Source organism: Streptococcus sp. k-402 (assembly GCF_013277515.1).
GTDB lineage: Bacteria > Bacillota > Bacilli > Lactobacillales > Streptococcaceae > Streptococcus.
This window is the reverse complement of the sequence record NZ_VMNB01000001.1, coordinates 100,221-115,333: the sequence shown is the minus strand read 5'-3', so window position 1 is coordinate 115,333 and position 15,113 is coordinate 100,221. Positions and strand designations below refer to the sequence as shown.

General features: G+C 38.8%; 13 protein-coding genes. 7 read left to right on the top strand and 6 right to left on the bottom strand.

Annotated elements, in window-relative coordinates; all coding sequences use genetic code 11:
• Nucleotides 1-4 precede the first annotated feature (4 nt).
• A complete protein-coding gene (locus tag HT724_RS00570; RefSeq protein ID WP_173276605.1) occupies nt 5-2,068 on the bottom strand; it encodes a heavy metal translocating P-type ATPase in 2,064 nt (687 codons plus the stop codon).
• A gap of 1 nt (nt 2,069) precedes the next feature.
• Nucleotides 2,070-2,348 (bottom strand): DUF6110 family protein, encoded by a 279-nt coding sequence (locus HT724_RS00565; protein WP_000910903.1) that lies wholly within the window; start codon nt 2,346-2,348, stop codon nt 2,070-2,072.
• Nucleotides 2,349-2,498: 150 nt separating this feature from the next.
• On the opposite strand from HT724_RS00565, the gene HT724_RS00560 reads away from it, so the two are divergent.
• Complete coding sequence (locus tag HT724_RS00560) at nt 2,499-3,347, top strand: putative RNA methyltransferase (protein ID WP_173276604.1); 849 nt, start codon at nt 2,499-2,501, stop codon at nt 3,345-3,347.
• A gap of 105 nt (nt 3,348-3,452) precedes the next feature.
• Here HT724_RS00560 and HT724_RS10450 read toward each other — a convergent pair whose 3' ends face one another.
• The gene (locus HT724_RS10450; RefSeq protein ID WP_078375516.1) at nt 3,453-3,668 is read right to left on the bottom strand and encodes a hypothetical protein; all 216 of its coding nucleotides are present in this window, start codon (nt 3,666-3,668) and stop codon (nt 3,453-3,455) included.
• Nucleotides 3,669-3,736: 68 nt separating this feature from the next.
• On the opposite strand from HT724_RS10450, the gene HT724_RS00555 reads away from it, so the two are divergent.
• Together HT724_RS00555 and HT724_RS00550 are read left to right on the top strand one after the other, a co-directional pair.
• The gene (locus HT724_RS00555; protein ID WP_173276603.1) at nt 3,737-3,913 is read left to right on the top strand and encodes a hypothetical protein; all 177 of its coding nucleotides are present in this window, start codon (nt 3,737-3,739) and stop codon (nt 3,911-3,913) included.
• 99 nt (nt 3,914-4,012) lie between these two features.
• A protein-coding gene (locus HT724_RS00550; RefSeq protein ID WP_173276602.1) for an IS3 family transposase occupies nt 4,013-5,361 on the top strand; the annotation gives its coding sequence in 2 pieces (ribosomal slippage) (nt 4,013-4,454 and nt 4,454-5,361; 1,350 coding nt in all).
• A 315-nt stretch (nt 5,362-5,676) separates the two neighbouring features.
• Here HT724_RS00550 and HT724_RS10120 read toward each other — a convergent pair.
• The 3 genes from HT724_RS10120 to malQ all read right to left on the bottom strand — a co-directional run bounded on the left by HT724_RS10120 (nt 5,677) and on the right by malQ (nt 9,927).
• Nucleotides 5,677-5,883, bottom strand: a complete 207-nt coding sequence (locus tag HT724_RS10120) for a hypothetical protein (protein WP_078706315.1) — start codon at nt 5,881-5,883, stop codon at nt 5,677-5,679.
• Between the two features lie 242 nt (nt 5,884-6,125).
• Nucleotides 6,126-8,384 (bottom strand): glycogen/starch/alpha-glucan family phosphorylase, encoded by a 2,259-nt coding sequence (glgP, locus tag HT724_RS00545; RefSeq protein ID WP_173276601.1) that lies wholly within the window; start codon nt 8,382-8,384, stop codon nt 6,126-6,128.
• Nucleotides 8,385-8,409: 25 nt separating this feature from the next.
• A complete protein-coding gene (gene malQ / locus HT724_RS00540) occupies nt 8,410-9,927 on the bottom strand; it encodes a 4-alpha-glucanotransferase (RefSeq protein ID WP_173276600.1) in 1,518 nt (505 codons plus the stop codon).
• 554 nt (nt 9,928-10,481) lie between these two features.
• On the opposite strand from malQ, the gene HT724_RS00535 reads away from it, so the two are divergent.
• The 4 genes from HT724_RS00535 (at nt 10,482) to HT724_RS00520 (ending at nt 15,106) form a co-directional block, all read left to right on the top strand.
• Nucleotides 10,482-11,753 carry a maltodextrin ABC transporter substrate-binding protein gene (locus HT724_RS00535; protein ID WP_173224770.1) on the top strand — a complete coding sequence of 424 codons (1,272 nt, stop codon included), beginning with the start codon at nt 10,482-10,484 and terminating at the stop codon, nt 11,751-11,753.
• A 109-nt stretch (nt 11,754-11,862) separates the two neighbouring features.
• Nucleotides 11,863-13,155, top strand: coding sequence for a sugar ABC transporter permease (locus HT724_RS00530; protein ID WP_173276599.1), 1,293 nt, complete (start codon nt 11,863-11,865; stop codon nt 13,153-13,155).
• 1 nt (nt 13,156) lies between these two features.
• On the top strand, nt 13,157-13,999 hold the full coding sequence (locus HT724_RS00525) for a sugar ABC transporter permease (protein WP_001065647.1): 843 nt from the start codon (nt 13,157-13,159) through the stop codon (nt 13,997-13,999).
• A 306-nt stretch (nt 14,000-14,305) separates the two neighbouring features.
• Nucleotides 14,306-15,106, top strand: a complete 801-nt coding sequence (locus tag HT724_RS00520) for a DUF1189 domain-containing protein (RefSeq protein WP_173276598.1) — start codon at nt 14,306-14,308, stop codon at nt 15,104-15,106.
• Nucleotides 15,107-15,113 lie beyond the last annotated feature (7 nt).

Here is a 15,113-nt window from a genome sequence, read left to right as displayed (position 1 = left end):
TCATCTATCTATTTTTAATAGACAGGCTACGCAGTACAATGCGTAAGGTTGTTAGATTATGTAAGATAGAAAGATTTGAAGGACTGAGCCAATTAAACAAGCCAAAGCCAATCAAACTACTATTTACGACAACGGTATCTTGAATATTCTTCTTGATGAGTGTTTGCAAAGATGATGATAGCCAATCCAACTCTTGGAAGAAATCCAAACGATTATCTAACAATAAGATATCGCTCATCTGCTTAGAAATATCTGCACTCTCATTCATCACCACACCGATATCTGATAGGGTTAGAGCAGCTGAGTCATTCAACCCATCCCCAACCATCAAAATAGTGTGACCTGCTTTCTGCAGTTCCTCTACTAACTCAAATTTTCCATCAGGTTTCAAGTCTGTATAGACCTGATCAAAGGGCAAATCTTTGACTAATTCCTCTGTCCTAACCATGGTGTCCCCTGTTGCCAGAATCAATTTTTTCCCTTGTGCCTTAAGTTTCTCCAAGGCTGCTTTTGCTTCTTTTCTCAAAGGAGTATGAATGCAGAACATTCCAATCAATTCATTCTGATAAGCCAAGAATAAGAGATTGTAGTGACTCTTGTACTCTTCAATTAAAGCATTTTGCTCCGAACTGATATGAATCTGCTCATCCTGCATCAAGACATAATTCCCAATAAGAACTGGTTGGCCATCGATATGGGATTTGATTCCCTTGCTTGCGATATATTGGAGTTTCCCATGCATTTCCTCATGTTCAATTCCCTCTATCTCGGCTTGCTTGACGATGGCATTAGCAATAGGATGATAGATGTGTTCCTCAAGACAGGCACTGATTCTGAGAATATCTTCCTCACTATAGTCCCCAAAAGGTAACACCTTTTCAACTATAGGATAGCTAGTTGTGATTGTTCCCGTCTTATCAAACAAGAAAGTATCAACTTCCAGATATTTCTCCAGAACATCCCCATCCTTAATCACCATTTCACGATTCAAACCCTCCTTGATAGCTGTCAAATAAGCTACAGGAGTAGAGATTTTCAAAGCGCAGGAGAAATCGACCAATAGGAAAGAAATAGCCTTAGAAAAAGAACCTGTTAATAGGTAAGTCAGCCCAGCCCCCAAGAAATTATATTTGACGACCTTGTCCGCCATTTTGATGAAATAGCGTTGTTTCGTTTTCTTGTTTTCTTCAGATTTCTTCATCAACTCAATCAGCTGTAAAATCCGGCTGTTCATCTGATTATCGGTTACACGAATGCGTAACTCTCCAGTTTCTAATACTGTATTTGCACAAACCAAATCAGACTCTCTTTTTTCAACTGGAAAACTCTCTCCCGTCAAGGAACTTTCGTTGACCATACCTAAACCTGAAACTACTTGTCCATCAAACAGAATTTCATTTCCTTGAGATAGGACCAAGACATCTCCTATTTGAACATCGGAACTCTTGATACTAACAACCGTATCGCCCTGTACTAGGAATACATCGCTCTCTTTTGCAAGAAGGCTCTGTTCTAAATCTGTTGCCGTTTTTTTCAAAGACCACTGATCTAAATGATTCCCCAAATCAAGCATAAACATGATATTGCTAGCCGTCTTGGATTGGTTCATAAACAAGGACAATAAAATCGCCGAACAGTCCAAGACTTCCATCGTTAGTTCCTTACGCGCTAGTGTTTGATAGGCTTCTCTGATATAACCCAAAGCCTGATAACAAGTCCATATATAGCGAATAGGATATGGCACAAAACTACGAAAAAGCACACGCTTAACCGCTGCACCTGAAACAATAGAATAAGCACTCTCTTCTCTACGAATGGGAAGAGTCATCAACTCAGAAACTTTCCCTTTATCAATTCTTTTTAAAAAGGCTTCTGCATTATCTAATACAGAAAAGCCTTCTTTTATGCGTAGAGTAAAGTGCTGTTGATCCATGTAAAACTGGATAGACTCAATCCCCTTTTCATCTCTCGCCAAGGAACGAAGATAGTCTTGAATATCCAAGGTGAGTGAAAAAGAAGATGATAGTCGGATATGTTGGTATCCTCTATGTAGCACTTTAAAAGACATATTATTCTCCTATAAGGCTATCTAATTGCTCTTCTTTTTTCTCTTGCTCGTACAAATATTTGGCATCTTGCAAGACATCGTCTCCATGTTGCTTCACAACAGAAACAGATGCATCTAGCTCGTCTTTCAACTTGTAAGCCTTAGCCAAGGCTTTAGAATAACCTTTTTTAGCTTCCTTACTTGCCAAGATTTTCAAACCAAGGGTACCAAATGCGACACCACCCAAAAAGAGTGATGATTTTTTCGCAACTTTTGCGACGCTTAATACTTCTTTTAACATACTTATTTCCTCCTTATCATTATTATATAGCAATTTCGATATAAAAGCAATTTAATTTTGGCACTTTGAAAAGTAATTATACTACTATTTAATTCTATTACAAATCATCCTAAAGTTGCTTTCATTTGCCTCTTTTGATACACTTAAACTATGAATACAAATCTCAAACCCAAACTTCAGCGTTTTGCTTCTGCGACTGCCTTTGCCTGCCCTATCTGTCGAGAAAATCTGACTCTGGTAGAGAGCAGTCTCAAATGCAACAATCGCCATTCTTTTGACCTGGCAAAATTTGGCTATGTCAATCTAGCCCCTCAAATCAAGCAATCTGTCAACTACGACAAGGAAAACTTTCAAAATCGGCAACAAATCCTAGAATCCGGCTTTTATCGGGCCATCTTAGAGGCTATCTCTGATTTACTTTCAAACTCAAAAAATGCCAAAACAATTTTGGATATCGGCTGTGGTGAAGGATTCTATTCTCGCAAACTCCAAGAAAGTCATCCTGACAAAACCTTCTATGCCTTTGATATTTCCAAAGATTCCGTCCAAATCGCTGCTAAAAGTGAACCCAACTGGGCAGTCAATTGGTTTGTAGGCGACTTGGCACGACTTCCTATAAAAGACGCCAGCATGGATATCCTGCTTGATATCTTCTCACCTGCAAACTATGGAGAATTTCGTCGCGTTTTATCCAAAGACGGCATCTTGATAAAGGTTATTCCAACTGAAAATCACCTCAAAGAAATCCGTCAAAGGGTACAGAACCAGCTGACAAACAAGGATTATTCTAATCAAGACATCAAAAATCATTTCCAAGAACACTTTACCATCCTATCTAGCCAAATTACCTCTCTGACTAAGCATATCACAGCAGAGCAGCTCCAAGCCCTACTCAGTATGACTCCTCTCCTCTTTCACGTCGACCAGAGCAAGATTGACTGGAGCCAACTGACAGAGATTACCATTGAGGCTGAGGTTCTGGTTGGGAAAGTACTATAATTGACACAAAAAACCGCATTTCAAGAAGATCTGCGGTTTTAAATTTCAATTTTTAAACTATCTATCCCAAAAGTCTAAAACATTTAAAGCTTTTAGCTTCTCCATTTATTTTCGATTCGAAATAATAAATTTATCAATAAATAGCAATTGATATAAGGCAAGTACAGATCCCCAGAAACTCCCTCGAAGCGAGATTTCTTGATGATTGAGAGGAAACAAATCATGGTTACCTATATAGAGGCAGATCAAAATAACAAATAAAATCCAAAATAAATCCGTCCATTTATATTTTGAAAAATATTTTTTAACATAATAGCACATTTTCTTGACTACAATAACATTATATGATAAAATGTAAGCGGATACAAATAAAAAGGAGGATTGATATTATGAACGAAAAAAAACATACATATTTTATTTGTGCAAGTATTATTATTTCATCTATAATTTTAGGACTCTTTATTTATAAAGGAATTTATGACGGATTTGACGTTTTGGGTCAATTTACAAACGATGGCCTCAGGGTAATTAGTAATAATATTAGTACTGTTGGTAATAATAGATAGTTAATAGCAATAGAATTCAAATAAAAAACGGTAATTTAGTGAATGAACTGCACCCCAAAAGTTAGACAGAAAAAATCTAACTTTTGGGGTATTTTTATTATGAAATTAACTTATGATGATAAAGTTCAAATCTATGAACTTAGAAAACAAGGATATAGCTTAGAGAAGCTTTCAAATAAATTTGAGATAAATAATTCTAATATTAGGTACATGATTAAATTGATTGATCGTTACGGAATAGAGTTCGTCAAAAAAGGGAAAAATCGTTACTATTCTCCTGATTTAAAACAAGAAATGATTCATAAAGTCTTACATGAAGGCTGGACCAGAGATAGAGTTTCTCTTGAATACGGTCTCCCAAGTCGTACGATACTTCTTAATTGGCTAGCACAATACAAGAAAAACGGGTATACTATTGTTGAGAAAACAAGAGGGAGAGTACCTAAAATGGGACGTAAGCCAAAAACGAGACCTGAAGAGAGGACAGAATTAGAACGTCTTCAAGCAGAAAATGAGTACCTGAGAGCTGAGAATGACATCCTAAAAAAGTTGAGAGAACTCCGATTGAAGGAGGAAAAAGAGAAAGAAGAAAGACAGAAATTGTTCAAGAACTAATTACTGATTTTTCGTTAGATATTCTTCTAAGAGTCATTAAACTAGCTCGTTCGACCTACTACTATCACTTGAAACAGCTAGACAAACCAGATAAGGACCAAGAGCTTAAAGCTGAAATTCAATCCATTTTTATCGAACACAAGGGAAATTATGGTTATCGTCGGGTTCATTTAGAACTAAGAAATCGTGGTTATCTGGTAAATCATAAAAGAGTTCAACGCTTAATGAAAGTACTCAATGTACAAGCTAAAATGCGACAGAAACGAAAATATTCTTCTCATAAAGGAGATGTTGGCAAGAAAGCAGATAACCTTATTCAACGCCAGTTTGAAGCATCGAGACCAATGGAAAAGTGTTATACGGATGTGACAGAATTTGCCATTCCAGCAAGTACTAAAAAGCTTTACTTATCACCAGTTTTAGATGGCTTTAACAGCGAAATTATCGCTTATCATCTGTCTACTTCACCCAACTTAGAACAAGTAAAAACAATGTTGGAACAGGCATTTACAGAGAAACACTACGAGAATACGATTCTCCATAGTGACCACGGCTGGCAATATCAACACGATTCTTATCATCAATTTCTTGAAGGTAAGGGAATTCAGCCATCTATGTCACGTAAAGGTAACAGCCCAGACAATGGTATGATGGAATCTTTCTTTGGCATTTTAAAATCGGAAATGTTTTACGGTTATGAGAAGTCGTTTCAGTCGCTTAAGCAATTGGAACAAGCTATTGTAGACTATATTGATTACTACAACAATAAACGAATTAAGGTAAAACTAAAAGGACTTAGTCCTGTGCAGTACAGAACTAAATCCTTCGGATAAATTAATTGTCTAACTTTTTGGGGTCAGTACTCAAAAACCTTAATCTTATGCGTTTTGTTATGCAAAAATCACTGGAGTTTCCATACATATTAAGTGGAAATAGTTGAAATCAGTTCTTTTAATAACCATTGAATACCATATAGTACATTTACCCCAAATATGATATAGGCCGTATAAATCAAGTATTTCGATTTTTCCCGCCTCAAAGAATAAATCTTGTACAAGATAAACAAATTTAAAATAATAAATAATAGAGACAAAATCTTCCCTCCAAAATAAATTCTAAAAGTACACAGTTAAGCATAGCCCTAATCTTTATTTTCGATTCGAGATAACAAACTTATCAATAAATAGCAAGTGATATAAGGCAAGTGTAATTCCCAATAAGCACCCATGATAAGAGATTTCTTGATGGGTAAGGGGGAAAAGAGTATTATTACCCGTCAAGAGGCATGTCAAAATAACAAATAGTATCCAAAATAAATCAGTCCATTTATATTTTGAAAAATATTTTTTCCACATAAGAACACCTTCTTTCCTATAATCATATTATAATACTTTATGTAAGCGAATACAAGAAATTTGAGGTGATTTTTAAGTAGATTTTGAAGCTGAAGACAGTAAAAACCAGCATTTAAAGCCTTCACTGTATCTAGGATTTCCCTATTTTTAGACAGAATTAACCAAAATCCACAGCATTTAAAAAAGCGAATTTCAATCGAAACTCGCTTTTTTACAAAATGTATTCGTATAAATCTTTTATCTTAGTTCAAGTGCCAGATATCTTCGTTATACTGAGCGATTGTACGGTCAGATGAGAAGAATCCTGCTTTAGAAATGTTAACGATGACTTTATCCAACCATGCGTCACGGTCTTCGTAATCAGCCAACATTTGCTCTTTGACTTTGATGTAGTCTTCTAAGTCAAGAAGAGTCATGAACCAGTCTTTGTTGATCAATTCATTGTAAAGACGTTCCAAGCGCTCTTTGTTTCCAGCTGCAAGAACTGCATCGCTAACGATGAAGTCAACCAATGGTTTGATAGCTTTACGAGCGTAGAATTCGCTTGATTTGTAAGATGCTTTTGCGTAAAGATCGATAACAGTTTCTGAATCTTCACCAAAGATGTAGATGTTTTCATCGCCAACCAACTCAGCGATTTCCACGTTAGCTCCGTCCATAGTACCAAGAGTCAAAGCTCCGTTCAACATGAATTTCATGTTACCAGTACCTGAAGCTTCTTTAGAAGCAAGTGAGATTTGTTCTGAAATATCACATGCTGGGATAAGGAAGCTTGCTGCAGTAACGTTGTAGTTTTCAACCATAACTACTTGCAAGTGTGGAGCTACTGCTGGATCGTTAGCAATCACTTCTGACATGCAAAGGATCAAGTGGATGATGTCTTGAGCGATTGTGTAGGCTGGAGCTGCTTTACCACCAAAGAAGATTGTGATTGGGCGAGCAGGAATGTTACCAGCTTTAATGTCAAGGTATTTGTGGATCACGTACAAGGCGTTCATTTGTTGGCGTTTGTACTCGTGAAGACGTTTGATTTGGATATCAAAGATAGAGTTTGGATTGATTTCTACACCTTGGTGTTCTTTCAAGTGACGAGCCAATTTACGTTTGTTGTGAGCCTTGATGCTTTCCAATTTTTCTTTGACAGCTGCTTTGTCTTCATAAGACAAAAGTTTTTCAAGCTCATCTGCTTCATGGTGCCAACCATCTCCAAGAATCTCATCCAAGTAGTGAGACAATCTTGGGTTAGCATGCATGAGCCAACGACGGAAAGTGATACCGTTTGTTTTGTTGTTGAATTTTTCTGGGTAAAGGTCGTAGAAAGCTTTCAACTCAGAGTTCTTCAAGATTTCAGTGTGAAGTGCTGCAACCCCGTTAACGCTGTATCCGTAGTGGATATCCATGTGAGCCATGTGAACACGTCCGCTCTCATCGATAATTTGAACAGCTGGATCTTTGTATTCTGCTTTCACGCGACGGTCCAATTCTTCGATGATTGGTACCAAGTGAGGAACCACTTCTTGCAAGAATTCAAGAGGCCATTTTTCAAGGGCTTCAGCAAGGATTGTGTGGTTAGTGTAGGCAGTCATGCTACGAACGATTGAGATTGCTTCGTCAAGCTCGATACCACGTACAGTCAAAAGACGGATCAATTCAGGGATAACCATTGATGGGTGAGTATCGTTGATTTGGACAACTGCGTAGTCAGCAAGGTCATGCAAGTTGCTTCCTTTTTCGATTGCTTCGTCGATGATCAATTGCGCACCGTTTGAAACCATGAAGTATTGTTGGAAGATACGGAGCAATTCACCTTGACGGTCACTATCATCTGGGTAAAGGAAGAGAGTCAAGTTGCGAGCGATGTCTGTCTTGTCAAAGCTGATGCCGTCTTTAATAATAGAAGAATCAACTGAATCCAAGTCAAACAAACGCAAGCGGTTCTTCGTTTCTGTCTTGTAACCAGGTACATCAATATCATAAAGAGTTGATGTCAAAGTAAAGTCTGCAAATGGTACTTGGTAGCTACGGCTTGAGCGAACCAACCAGTTTTGCTCTGTCAACCATGCATTTGGAATTGTTTCTTGTTGGTTGTTTTTAAGAACTTGTTGGAAAAGACCAAAGTGGTAGTTAAGACCAACACCGTCACCATTCAAACCAAGAGTAGCAATTGAGTCGATAAAGCAGGCAGCCAAACGTCCCAAACCACCATTACCAAGAGATGGTTCCAATTCAACTTCTTCAACTTCGATCAAGTCTTTACCTGCAGCTGCAAGTTCTTTTTTGACATCGTCGTAAAGACCAAGGTTAATCAAGTTGTTTGACAAGAGTTTACCAATCAAGAACTCAGCTGAGATGTAGTAAACTTTTTTCTTACCAGTGTTGACTGGTTTTTGGCTACTTGCAAGCTTGCTGTAGTTAAGAAGAGCAAGGTAAAGCTCTTCATTGCTACATTCTGCAATGGTTTTATTGTAACGATTTTGTACAAATTCTTGTAGTGATAACATGTTTAAGGTGTCTCCTGATATTGTATTATTTCTTTAATTCTACCAAATTTTCATTGATTCGTCGATAGATTGTTGTCAAGTCAAGCAAACCTTCCTCAACAGCTGGTGTCAATTGTTCTTCAGTCATACGCCAAGACCAGTTTCCACCAAGGGTAGATGGGAAGTTCATACGAGCTGTCTCATCCAATTCTAGCAAATCTTGCATAGTTGCAATTGCCATGAAGCTAACTGATGAAAAGACTGTACGAAGCATAGCATGTGGCACTGTTTCATACTCTTTACGGTTAGTGTAGCGAGCCATGTACTCACGAGTCGCATCATCGATCTCGTTACGGTACCAACCAAGGACCGTATTGTTATCGTGAGTTCCTGTGTACATAACTGAGTTAGCAGGTGCCAAGTGTGGGCTATCGATGCTTTCGTCTTCTGGGTTGAAGGCAAATTGAAGAATCTTCATTCCTGGGAAGCCAGTACGTTCACGCAACTCGATAACTTCATCTGTCATGAAACCAAGGTCTTCTGCGATGATGTTTAACTCACCAAGTTCTTCCTTAACGGCTGCAAAAAGCTTGTATCCTGGACCTTTGACCCACTCACCAGGTGCTGCTGTATCAGAACCAGCAGGGATTTCCCAGTAAGATTCGAAACCACGGAAGTGGTCGATACGAACGATGTCATAGATTTTGAAGCTTTCACGCAAGCGTTCAATCCACCATTTGTAGCCGTCTTTATCCATTGCTTCCCAGTCATAGATTGGGTTACCCCAAAGCTGACCAGTTGCAGAAAACTCATCTGGTGGGCATCCTGCGATGCAAGTTGCTTTACCGTTGACATCTGTCTTGAAGAGATGTGGATTTGCCCACATATCGCTTGAATCTTCCGCTACGTAGATTGGCATGTCCCCAACGATTTCGATGTGGTTGTCGTTAGCGTAAGCTTTCAATTTCAACCATTGTTGGAAGAAGAAGTACTGAGTCACACGGTGGTAAACCAACTTGTCTGCCAATTGCTCACGGTAGCTTTCAAGTGATGAATCTTTACGAGCACGAGCATCTGCATCTGGCCATTCAGTCCAAGCAAGATTGTCAAAATGCTCTTTGATAGCCATATACTCAGCAAAAAGCTCAAGCCATGATTGGTTATCTTGAGCAAATTTCTCAAAATCTTTAACATCTCCGACTTCAAAGAAACGTTTCACCGCTTTTTCTAAAAGAGGACGACGTGCATAGTAGATTTTAGCATAGTCAACTTCAGACGCATCACTACCAAAGTCAACTCCTTCAAGGTCACTTGCTTCCAACAAACCTTGCTCCACCAAGATATCTAAATCGATAAAATGAGTGTTTCCTGCGAAGGCTGAGAAAGATTGGTAAGGAGAATCACCGTAACTAGTTGTTCCTAATGGAAGGATTTGCCAGTAACGTTGTTTTGTACGAACCAAGAAATCAACGAAGTCGTAAGCACTTTGACCAAACGATCCGATTCCGTAAGCTCCTGGAAGAGAAGAGATGTGCATCAACACACCACTTTGACGTTTTTTCATAATAGCACCTCATGTGTTAAAATAATGGAACGTTGCGTATTTTAACAGACGCAAACGTTTGCGTTACTTATAATTATACTCCTTTTCAAACATAATTGCAAGCGTTTTTAAAAAACTTTTTTGATTATTTTTAAGGAGACTAACTCATTTTAGCAAAGATAACTTAAAACTATCTAATCCTAAAGTTTGACTCTCATGAGACAGTCTACCAAGTACAAATCATCCCCTAGAAAACTTGAATTTAGATGTAAGGAGGCACAAAGGTCTATAGAAAATAGATAGGGATTAGAAACAGGGAAATAGCCCCTCCTGATTTCCCTCTTTAGACAGATTCCATCTATTTTTTATTAAAAATACTGTATTCTTATCTATTTCACACTTTTCTTCTATTTAAAAAGCAAAATCATGCTATCAAATCAAGCTTAAAATTTTTTTAAAATTTTTAACAAAAACACTTGCAACCGTTTTCTATTTGTGCTATACTAAGCTCATAAAGGAAAACGTTTGCGTCTTCCTTATCAATAAAACTTGTTATTCTTTAGGAGGAATACACTATGTCATCTAAATTCACGAAGAGCGCTGCTGTGCTTGGAACTGTTACACTTGCTAGCTTGCTTTTGGTAGCTTGCGGAAGCAAAACTGCTGATAAGCCTGCTGATTCTGGTTCATCTGAAGCCAAAGAACTCACTGTATATGTAGATGAAGGATATAAGAGCTATATTGAAGAGATTGCTAAAGCTTATGAAAAAGAAGCTGGCGTAAAAATTACTCTTAAAACTGGTGATGCTCTAGGAGGTCTTGATAAACTTTCACTTGACAACCAATCTGGTAATGTCCCTGATATTATGATGGCTCCATACGACCGTGTAGGTAGCCTTGGTTCTGACGGACAACTTTCAGAAGTGAAATTGAGCGATGGTGCTAAAACAGACGACACAACTAAATCTCTTGTAACCGCTGCTAATGGTAAAGTTTACGGTGCTCCTGCCGTTATCGAGTCACTTGTTATGTACTACAACAAAGACTTGGTAAAAGATGCTCCAAAAACATTTGCTGACTTGGAAAACCTTGCTAAAGATAGCAAATATGCCTTCGCTGGAGAAGATGGCAAAACTACTGCCTTCCTAGCTGACTGGACAAACTTCTACTATGCATACGGACTTCTTGCTGGTAACGGCGGATACGTATTCGGTCAAAATGGTAAAGATCCTAAAGACATCGGTCTTGCCAACGACGGTTCTATCGCAGGTATCAACTACGCTAAATCTTGGTATGAAAAATGGCCTAAAGGTATGCAAGATACAGAAGGTGCTGGAAACTTGATCCAAACTCATTTCCAAGAAGGTAAAACAGCTGCTATCATCGACGGACCTTGGAAAGCTCAAGCTTTCAAAGATGCTAAAGTAAACTACGGTGTTGCGACTATCCCAACTCTTCCAAATGGAAAAGAATATGCTGCATTCGGTGGTGGTAAAGCCTGGGTCATCCCTCAAGCCGTTAAGAACCTTGAAGCCGCACAAAAATTTGTAGACTTCCTTGTTTCAACTGAACAACAAAAAGCCTTATACGATAAGACTAATGAAATCCCAGCGAATACTGAAGCTCGTTCATACGCTGAAGGTAAAAACGATGAGTTGACAACAGCTGTTATCAAACAGTTCAAGAGCACTCAGCCACTGCCAAACATCTCTCAAATGTCTGCAGTTTGGGATCCAGCGAAAAACATGCTCTTTGATGCTGTAAGTGGTCAAAAAGATGCGAAAACATCTGCTAACGATGCTGTAACATTGATTAAAGAAACAATCAAACAAAAATTTGGTGAATAACAAATTTGTTCAAGGGGGGTGGAAATCAAATCCCCCTTTGAATTTATCAATAGAAACACAAATAATTTAGCTTTCTTATAAAAAGCGGTATCCTATGAAAGGAGTTATTATGGAAAAGCAACAACCTAGTAAAGCAGCCCTGCTGTCTATCATTCCTGGGTTAGGACAGATTTACAATAAACAAAAAGCCAAAGGTTTTATCTTCCTTGGTGTAACCATCGTATTTGTCCTTTACTTCCTAGCACTTGCAGCCCCTGAATTGAGCAACCTCATCACTCTTGGTGACAAGCCAGGTCGTGACAATTCCCTCTTTATGCTGATTCGCGGTGCCTTCCATTTAATCTTTGTAGTCGTTTATGTACTCTTTTATTTCGCAAATATCAAAGATGCACATACAACTGCTAAACACATTAACAATGGTATTCCAGTAGCACTTACCTTTAAAGAAATGATCAAAGGAATCTATGAAAATGGCTTCCCTTACCTCTTGATTATTCCATCTTATGTTGCCATGACTTTTGCGATTATCTTCCCAGTTATCGTAACCTTGATGATCGCCTTTACTAACTATGACTTCCAACACTTACCACCAAACAAATTGTTGGACTGGGTTGGTTTGACAAACTTTAGTAATATCTGGAGCTTGAGTACCTTCCGTTCAGCCTTTGGGTCTGTTCTTTCTTGGACTATCATCTGGGCTTTGGCAGCTTCTACTTTACAAATCGTAATTGGTATCTTCACAGCTATCATTGCTAACCAACCATTTATCAAAGGAAAACGTATCTTTGGTGTTATTTTCCTTCTTCCTTGGGCTGTCCCAGCCTTCATCACTATCTTGACATTCTCAAACATGTTTAACGATAGTGTCGGAGCTATCAACACTCAAGTATTGCCAATCTTGGCTAAATTCCTTCCTTTCCTTGATGGAGCTCTTATCCCTTGGAAAACAGACCCTACTTGGACTAAGATTGCCTTGATTATGATGCAAGGTTGGCTCGGATTCCCATACATCTACGTTTTGACTTTAGGTATCTTGCAATCTATTCCTAACGACCTTTACGAAGCAGCTTATATTGACGGTGCTAATGCTTGGCAAAAATTCCGCAACATCACTTTCCCAATGATCTTGGCTGTTGCGGCACCTACTTTGATCAGTCAATACACCTTCAACTTTAACAACTTCTCTATCATGTACCTCTTCAATGGTGGAGGACCTGGTAGTGTCGGTGGTGGAGCTGGTTCAACCGATATCTTGATCTCATGGATCTACCGTTTGACAACAGGTACATCTCCTCAATACTCAATGGCGGCAGCTGTTACCTTGATTATCTCTATCATTGTCATCTCAATCTCTATGATCGCATTCAAGAAACTACACGCATTTGATATGGAGGACGTCTAAGATGAATAACTCAATTAAACTCAAACGTAGACTGACTCAAACCCTTACTTACCTTTACCTGATTGGTCTATCAATTGTCATTATCTATCCACTTTTGATTACCATCATGTCAGCCTTTAAAGCAGGTAACGTCTCAGCCTTTAAACTAGATACTAACATCGACCTCAATTTTGATAACTTTAAAGGCCTCTTCACTGAAACCTTGTACGGCACTTGGTACCTCAACACTTTGATTATCGCCTTGATTACCATGGCTGTTCAAACAAGTATCATCGTACTTGCTGGTTATGCTTACAGCCGTTATAACTTCTTGGCTCGTAAACAAAGTTTGGTTTTCTTCTTGATTATCCAAATGGTGCCAACCATGGCCGCTTTGACAGCCTTCTTCGTTATGGCGCTTATGTTGAACGCCCTTAACCACAGCTGGTTCCTCATCTTCCTCTACGTTGGTGGTGGTATCCCGATGAATGCTTGGCTCATGAAAGGCTACTTCGATACAGTGCCAATGTCTTTAGACGAATCTGCAAAACTAGACGGTGCAGGACACTTCCGCCGCTTCTGGCAAATTGTTCTTCCACTTGTTCGCCCAATGGTTGCCGTACAAGCTCTCTGGGCCTTCATGGGACCTTTTGGAGACTACATCCTCTCTAGTTTCTTGCTTCGTGAGAAAGAATACTTTACTGTTGCCGTAGGTCTCCAAACCTTCGTCAGCAATGTGAAAAACTTGAAGATTGCCTACTTCTCAGCAGGTGCTATCCTCATCGCCCTTCCAATCTGTATTCTCTTCTTCTTCCTACAAAAGAACTTTGTTTCAGGACTTACAAGTGGTGGCGACAAGGGATAATATATCCCCGCCACCCTTTTTCATTTTATACTCTTCGAAAACCGCTTCAAACCACGTCAGCTTCCATCTGCAACCTCAAAACAGTATTTTGAGCTGACTTCGTCAGTTCTATCTATAACCTCAAAGCAGTGCTTTGAGCAGCCTGCGGCTAGCTTCCTAGTTTGCACTTTGATTTTCATTGAGTATTAGCGATTGTCACTGTAAGTAATATCCTTACAACAAGCAATTTTTCTCCTAGACTTGAAATAAAGCACATTTCTCTATATAATAATACTCATATAGAAAACACCTTTTAGAAAGATACCTATGCTTCCATATCCATTTTCCTATTTTTCAAGTATTTGGGGATTTCGTAAGCCCCTGTCCAAACGTTTCGGGCTCAACTGGTTTCAACTACTCTTTACCAGTATCTTCCTTATCAGCTTGTCTATGGTACCCATTGCCATTCAAAACAGCTCTCAGGAGACCTATCCGCTAGAAACTTTTATCGATAATGTCTATGAACCTCTGACAGATGAGGTTGTCCAGGATCTCTCTGAACATGCTAGAATTGTTGATGGCACATTAACTTATACAGGAACAGCTAGTCAAGCCCCTTCTATTGTGATCGGTCCAAGTCAAAGTAAGGAGTTACCTAAGGACTTGCAACTGCATTTCGACACAAAAGAACTGGTCATCAGCAAGGAAAATAAGGAACTGACCCGAATCTCTTACCGAGCGATTGAGACTGAGAGTTTCAAAAGCAAAGACAGCTTAACCCAAGCAATTTCTAAAGACTGGTACCAACAGAATCGTGTCTATATCAGTCTCTTCCTAGTTCTCGGTGCCAGCTTCCTCTTTGGTTTGAATTTCTTTATCGTCTCTCTAGGGGCGAGTCTTCTCCTTTATATCACTAAGAAATCACGCCTCTTTTCATTTAGAACCTTTAAAGAGTGCTATCATTTTATCTTGAACTGTTTAGGATTGCCGACTCTGATTACGCTTATTCTGGGATTATTTGGCCAAAATATGTCAACCCTGATTACTGTACAAAACATTCTTTTTGTTCTGTATCTGGTCACTATCTTTTATAAAACACATTTCCGTGATCCAGATTACCATAAATAGGAGATTT

Excerpts from the sequence above, each read along its gene's own strand:
- HT724_RS00570 (WP_173276605.1), bottom strand. The coding sequence starts at position 2,068 with ATGTCTTTTAAAGTGCTACATAGAGGATACCAACATATCCGACTATCA.
- HT724_RS00565 (WP_000910903.1), bottom strand. The coding sequence starts at position 2,348 with ATGTTAAAAGAAGTATTAAGCGTCGCAAAAGTTGCGAAAAAATCATCA.
- HT724_RS00560 (WP_173276604.1), top strand. The coding sequence starts at position 2,499 with ATGAATACAAATCTCAAACCCAAACTTCAGCGTTTTGCTTCTGCGACT.
- HT724_RS10450 (WP_078375516.1), bottom strand. The coding sequence starts at position 3,668 with ATGTGCTATTATGTTAAAAAATATTTTTCAAAATATAAATGGACGGAT.
- HT724_RS00555 (WP_173276603.1), top strand. The coding sequence starts at position 3,737 with ATGAACGAAAAAAAACATACATATTTTATTTGTGCAAGTATTATTATT.
- HT724_RS10120 (WP_078706315.1), bottom strand. The coding sequence starts at position 5,883 with ATGTGGAAAAAATATTTTTCAAAATATAAATGGACTGATTTATTTTGG.
- glgP (WP_173276601.1), bottom strand. The coding sequence starts at position 8,384 with ATGTTATCACTACAAGAATTTGTACAAAATCGTTACAATAAAACCATT.
- malQ (WP_173276600.1), bottom strand. The coding sequence starts at position 9,927 with ATGAAAAAACGTCAAAGTGGTGTGTTGATGCACATCTCTTCTCTTCCA.
- HT724_RS00535 (WP_173224770.1), top strand. The coding sequence starts at position 10,482 with ATGTCATCTAAATTCACGAAGAGCGCTGCTGTGCTTGGAACTGTTACA.
- HT724_RS00530 (WP_173276599.1), top strand. The coding sequence starts at position 11,863 with ATGGAAAAGCAACAACCTAGTAAAGCAGCCCTGCTGTCTATCATTCCT.
- HT724_RS00525 (WP_001065647.1), top strand. The coding sequence starts at position 13,157 with ATGAATAACTCAATTAAACTCAAACGTAGACTGACTCAAACCCTTACT.
- HT724_RS00520 (WP_173276598.1), top strand. The coding sequence starts at position 14,306 with ATGCTTCCATATCCATTTTCCTATTTTTCAAGTATTTGGGGATTTCGT.